The sequence below is a fragment of the Syntrophorhabdaceae bacterium genome, from assembly GCA_028713955.1.
In the GTDB taxonomy this organism is placed as follows: Bacteria; Desulfobacterota; Syntrophorhabdia; order Syntrophorhabdales; family Syntrophorhabdaceae; genus UBA5609.
This window is the reverse complement of sequence record JAQTNJ010000196.1, coordinates 1-6,012: the sequence shown is the minus strand read 5'-3', so window position 1 is coordinate 6,012 and position 6,012 is coordinate 1. Positions and strand designations below refer to the sequence as shown.

The window sequence follows — 6,012 nt, the reverse complement described above, 5'->3', positions numbered from 1 at the left end:
AACGAACACAGGATCAAGCAGGCAGTAAAGGGAATCAAAAATCTTTTATATTCTTCGAAAAGTAAATGATCGGCGTAGGCATTATAGGTCTCGGTACAGTAGGTGCCGGTACATACAGAATCCTTACTGAACACAAATCCCTGATACAAGAGAAGACAGGGCTGGATATCAAGGTTGTCAGGATAGCCGAAACAGACCCGCAAAAGGTAAAGGGCAAAAGGATTGCCGGGAGTCTCATCACAAGCGACGCACTTGAAATCCTGAACGATACACGTATCGACATCGTTGTGGAACTGATAGGCGGCATCAGGCCGGCCTATGACTATATTGTCAATGCACTGAAGAAGAAAAAATGGGTTGTTACCGCCAACAAGGCCCTCCTGGCAGAGCGGGGCGACAAGCTTTTTCAGATCGCAGGGCAAAACCGGTGCGAGATAGGCTTTGAGGCGTCCGTATGCGGCGGCATTCCCGTTATCAGGGCCATAAGGGACGGTCTTATCGGGAACAGGGTAACGTATATGCTCGGCATATTGAATGGAACAAGTAATTATATCCTCACGAAAATGACCGATGACGGGGTCTCCTTCGATGATGCCCTTCGTGACGCGCAGCGGCTCGGTTTTGCTGAAAAGGACCCCACCTTCGATATCGAGGGCATTGACGCAGCCCACAAGCTTGCCATTCTCGTGCGCTTAGCCTTTTCCTATCCCATCAGGATGGCGGATATCATTACAGGAGGAATCTCCAGGATCGAGCCCATAGATATAGATTCCGCAAAAGAGTTCGGCTACAGGATCAAGCTCCTCGCAGTCGCAAGGGACGATAACGGTCTCATTGAGGCCAGGGTTGAACCTGCGATGATCCCCTTAACGCACCCGATGAGCAATGTGCATGGCGTCTATAATGCCGTATATGTTGTCGGGGACAAGGTAGGTCCCAACCTGTTCTACGGACGCGGCGCCGGCGGTGAACCGACGGGCAGCGCGGTAGTGAGCGATATCATAGACATGGCGCACAGGATCCAGGATAAAAATAATTTTATAAGATTACCCGTATATACAAGCAGCAAAAAGATGAAAAAAGGCGAAGAGTCATCGGTGCCTTACTACATGAGATTTACCGCGCAGGACAGACCCGGGGTGCTGTCGAAGATCTCCGGCATCCTGGCACAGTACAATATCAGCATCTCAGCCGTTACCCAGAAGGGCAGGAAAGAGACCGGACACGTCCCTATAGTGATGCTTACCCATGAGGCAGTTGAGCATGATCTGAAAAAGGCAAAGGCAGCGATTGACAGATTGTCCATTGTACGCGGAGGCAGCATATACATCCGTATCGAGGAAGGGGGGCTGTGAAACCGGCAATCGGCAATAGGCAATCGGCAATAGGCAATCGGAGACCCTCGCCGGGTGCCCTTGAGGACTCACTGTTCGGGGCGCTCAGGGGAAACCGCGAATGAAGTACGTTGTTATTATCGGTGATGGTATGGCGGATTTCCCGCTCCCGGAACTGGACGGAAAAACACCGCTCATGGCGGCACACAAACCCTGCATCGACAGAATGGCCCGGGAAGGGTTCTGCGGAAAGGTGATCACTGTACCCGAAGGTTTTTCGCCCGGCAGTGACGTCGCATGCATGTCCATATTCGGTTATGACCCGGCGAAATATTATACGGGCAGGGCCCCCATCGAGGCCTTCGGAATGGGGATCGGGATGGGCGATGACGATGTGGCCTTCAGGTGCAACCTCGTGTACCTGGCAAAAACCCCTCAAGGGACTCTGATGGGTGATTACAGCGGTGGTCACATCACAACCGGGGAGGCGCACGTTCTCATTAAAGATCTGCATAACGAGATAGGAGGCAATGAGTTTGTCTTCTTTCCAGGGGTAAGCTATCGCCATATCATGATATGGAAAGGCGGTTTGTGGGAAATGAAGACGACCCCGCCGCACGATATTACTGAAAAAGAGATCGGGGAGTATCTTCCGAACGGTGAGGGTGCGGGGGTGCTTACAGGGTTGATGGAGCGGTCTCAGACCTTTCTCGCAAACCACCCCGTCAACAAAAGGCGGGAATCGGAAGGCAGGTACCCTGCCAACAGTATCTGGTTATGGGGACAGGGGAAGAAGGCCCGCTTTCCATCCTTTGAAGACCAGCACGGGGTCAGAGGCGCAACGGTCGCTGCCGTCGATCTCGTTAAAGGCATAAGCAGGCTCATCGGCTTTGATGCGCCTTATATTGAAGGGGCCACAGGCTACCTTGACACTGATTATAAGGCAAAGGCAGGGGCAGCCCTCAAGCTCCTTGAAAGCCACGACATCGTCTATGTCCACATCGAAGCGCCTGACGAGGCCTCGCACAACGGAAATGTCGCGGAGAAGATACGGGCAATCGAGAATATTGACAGAGAGGTAGTAAGTGTGCTCTATGAAAAAAGCAGCGAAGACACGCGGTTCCTGATTGTTACCGATCACGCAACACCCATATCGATGAAAACACATTACGCCTGTCCGGTACCGTTCATAATGTATGATAAGAAGGTCGGGCAGGATGGCTGTCAATCGGGATACAGTGAGCAGTCAGGCGAGGTGACAATGAGTGGAGAAAAGATGGTACGGTCTTTTCTAAAAGGACAGGGACAATGAGACAGAAATTTATATTCGTAACCGGCGGCGTTGTATCTTCCCTCGGTAAGGGGCTTGCCTCGGCGTCTATCGGCGCCCTTCTCGAATCGAGGGGCCTCAATATCATGATAAAAAAACTTGACCCGTACATCAACGTGGACCCCGGCACCATGAACCCTTTTCAACACGGCGAGGTATATGTCACAGAAGACGGTGCGGAGACCGATCTGGACCTTGGTCACTACGAGAGGTTCACCAACGCTGTGGGGTCCAAGCGGTGCAATTTCACGACAGGCCAGGTCTATGACACCGTTTTATCGAAGGAGCGGAGGGGAGAATACCTTGGAGGAACGGTACAGGTAATCCCCCACATAACTGACGAGATCAAGAGAAGGATCCTTGATGTAGACGACCATGTCGATGTTGTTCTCGTTGAGATCGGAGGCACTGTCGGTGATATTGAGGGTCTGCCGTTTCTGGAGGCCATCAGGCAGCTTCGGAACGATCTTGGCAAAGAGAACTCCCTCTTCATTCACCTCACGCTCGTTCCCTTTATAAAGGCAGCGGAAGAGATGAAGTCAAAACCGACACAGCACAGCGTGAATGAGCTCCGCAGGATCGGTATCCAGCCCGATATCCTCCTGTGCCGGGCAGAAAGGCCCCTGTCGCAGGGATTAAAGGATAAGATCGCGCTTTTCTGTAATGTTGAAAAGGATGCAGTGATAACGGCCAGGGACGTTGAGGTGATCTATGAAGTCCCCCTCCTGTTTCATAATGAGGGGCTCGACGAGAAGGTCACGAAGCTCCTCAATATATGGGCAAAGAAACCGGACCTGTCAAAGTGGGATGACATTGTCGAGACCATCAAAAACCCGAAAAGGGAGGTCGACATTGCCTTAGTAGGGAAGTACGTGAAACTGAAAGATTCATACAAGAGCCTCAATGAGGCCCTCGTCCATGGCGGCATTGCCAACAATTGCAGGGTAAATATCCGCTATATAGACTCCGAGGACCTTGAGAAGGGGTCCGTTGCCGGACTCCTTGATGTGGACGGCATACTCGTTCCCGGCGGTTTCGGCGACAGGGGGATTGAAGGCAAGATCAACGCCGTACGGTTTGCCAGGGAAAAGAAGATCCCCTATTTCGGGCTATGTCTCGGCATGCAGCTTGCCGTCATCGAGATAGGGAGGCATAAAGCAGGATGTGAAGGCGCGCATAGCTGTGAATTTGATGAAAATACCCCCCACCCGATCATATACCTCATAGAGGAATGGGTAGACAGGGATAACAAGGTGCAGAAACGGGATAAGTTCTCCGATAAGGGTGGGACCATGAGGCTCGGTGCATATCCATGCAGGATTGCCCAGGGTAGTCTTGCTTTTAAGGCCTATGGCCAGGAGATGATCCACGAGAGGCACCGTCACCGGTATGAATTCAATATGGACTTCCGCAACCGCCTTGAAAAATGCGGGATGGTCATCTCGGGGATCTCCCCTGACGGCAAACTCGTTGAGATCATCGAGTTCAAAAACCACCCGTGGTTCCTTGCATGCCAGTTCCATCCTGAATTTAAATCAAAACCCTTCAGGCCGCACCCCCTGTTCAGGGATTTCATCAAGGCATCGCTTAAACAGAGACAAGGGAACAGCAGGAATGCAAAAAAGAATAAACATACATAACGTCAGCGTTGGTGGGAGACCCTTCGTGTTTATCGGCGGACCTTGCGTAATTGAAGGGAGGGACATTACCCTGAAAACAGCGGAGGCGCTCTGTCGTATCACCAGCGACCTCCAGGTTCCTTTCATTTTCAAATCCTCTTACGACAAGGCAAACCGGACATCCATCGAAAGTTTCAGGGGACTGGGTATAGAGGAAGGGTTGAAGATACTGGCCGAAATAAAAGATTCAGTAGGGATACCGGTGCTCACTGATGTTCATTCGGTGGAAGAGGTCAGGATCGCCGCGGAAGTGGTGGACGTCCTGCAGGTGCCCGCGCTCCTCTCACGGCAGACAGACCTGCTGGTTGCATGCGGGAAGACCGGTAAACCCGTCAATATCAAGAAGGGACAATTCCTGTCGCCCCACGACATACAACATGCCATCCGGAAGGTAGAATCTACCGGCAACAACCGGATCATCGTTACCGAAAGGGGGACCTCTTTCGGCTACAACACCCTTGTGAATGATTTCAGGGCTATCCCGATCATGAAGGGATTCGGATACCCGGTGGTCTTTGATGCAACCCACAGCGTACAGAAACCGGGAGCGATGCCCGGCTACTCAGGCGGGGAGAGGGAATTCGTGTTTCCGCTGGCAAAGGCGGCCCTCGCCGTGGGTGCAGACGGCATCTTCATGGAGGTCCATATGAACCCCGGGCAGGCCTTATGCGATGGGGATAACTCTGTCCCGCTCGATGATCTGCCTTTTATGTTAAAGACATTAAAAAAGATCGGGGAAGTCCTGTGAGCTCTTTTATAGAAACCGGCAAAGAGGTCCTGAGAAAGGAAGCGGAAGCGATCATCCAGGTAATGAACGGGCTGGGCGACAGCTTTGATAGGGCAATTGATATAATCCATGCATGTACCGGAAGGGTCGTACTTTCAGGTATGGGTAAATCAGGGCTTATCTGTAAAAAGATCGCCTCCACGCTCTCCAGTACAGGAACCCCCGCGATGTTTTTGCATCCCGCCGATTCTCTTCATGGCGATCTCGGTATGCTTCAGAAGGGGGACGTGCTTGTCGTGGTGAGTAACAGCGGCGAGACGGAAGAGATCGTAAAGATCCTTCCCTGGGTGAAAAGGATGGATATACCTACAATCGTCATTACGAGCAAAGACGACTCTACGGTAGCGGCCCACGGGGATGTAGTGCTTCACTTCAGGGTCAACGAAGCCTGTCCATACAACATGGTCCCTACGTCAAGCACTACGGCAACACTTGCACTTGGTGATGCCCTCGCCATCGCATTGATGGAAAAGAGGACGTTCAAGATGGAGGATTTTGCCTCCCTCCATCCGGGCGGTACACTGGGGAGGAAACTGCTCATGAAGGTTGAAGACCTGATGCACACGGGCGAGGCAATACCGAAAGTATACACAACGGCCGCCATGAAGCACGTTATCCTCGAGATTACATCAAAAAGACTGGGCGTAACAGGCGTCTATGATGGAGAGGAAAATCTGATCGGGGTTATTACCGACGGTGACCTCCGGAGGGCAATCGAAAGGTACGACAAACTTTTATTTACGAAAGAGGCTGCCGATGTGATGACCGGGAAACCAAAGATGATCAGAAGAGATGCCCTTGCCGCTTACGCGCTAAAGGTGATGGAGGAGTTTTCCATCACATCGCTCTTTGTAACAGCAAGGGAGGGTGATACGCAGCCGG

The 6,012-nt window shown here is 52.0% G+C and carries 5 protein-coding genes; all 5 read left to right on the top strand.

All coding sequences use genetic code 11. The annotated features are described in order from the left end of the window. The first annotated feature begins 65 nt into the window (after window positions 1-65). A complete protein-coding gene (locus PHU49_13505) occupies window positions 66-1,355 on the top strand; it encodes a homoserine dehydrogenase (GenBank protein MDD5245024.1) in 1,290 nt (429 codons plus the stop codon). A 100-nt stretch (window positions 1,356-1,455) separates the two neighbouring features. After that, window positions 1,456-2,646, top strand: a complete 1,191-nt coding sequence (locus tag PHU49_13500; protein ID MDD5245023.1) for a cofactor-independent phosphoglycerate mutase — start codon at window positions 1,456-1,458, stop codon at window positions 2,644-2,646. Then, the gene (locus PHU49_13495; GenBank protein MDD5245022.1) at window positions 2,643-4,304 is read left to right on the top strand and encodes a CTP synthase; all 1,662 of its coding nucleotides are present in this window, start codon (window positions 2,643-2,645) and stop codon (window positions 4,302-4,304) included. Before PHU49_13500 ends, PHU49_13495 begins: the two co-directional genes overlap by 4 nt. Further along, complete coding sequence (gene kdsA / locus PHU49_13490) at window positions 4,279-5,091, top strand: 3-deoxy-8-phosphooctulonate synthase (GenBank protein ID MDD5245021.1); 813 nt, start codon at window positions 4,279-4,281, stop codon at window positions 5,089-5,091. Before PHU49_13495 ends, kdsA begins: the two co-directional genes overlap by 26 nt. Next, the coding region (locus PHU49_13485) for a KpsF/GutQ family sugar-phosphate isomerase (protein MDD5245020.1) at window positions 5,088-6,012 on the top strand (925 nt) is incomplete at its 3' end. The genes kdsA and PHU49_13485, both read left to right, overlap by 4 nt.

What these genes read in the sequence shown, in the direction of transcription:
- PHU49_13500 (MDD5245023.1), top strand. Translation starts at nt 1,456, where the DNA reads ATGAAGTACGTTGTTATTATCGGTGATGGTATGGCGGATTTCCCGCTC.
- PHU49_13495 (MDD5245022.1), top strand. Translation starts at nt 2,643, where the DNA reads ATGAGACAGAAATTTATATTCGTAACCGGCGGCGTTGTATCTTCCCTC.
- kdsA (MDD5245021.1), top strand. Translation starts at nt 4,279, where the DNA reads ATGCAAAAAAGAATAAACATACATAACGTCAGCGTTGGTGGGAGACCC.
- PHU49_13505 (MDD5245024.1), top strand. Translation starts at nt 66, where the DNA reads ATGATCGGCGTAGGCATTATAGGTCTCGGTACAGTAGGTGCCGGTACA.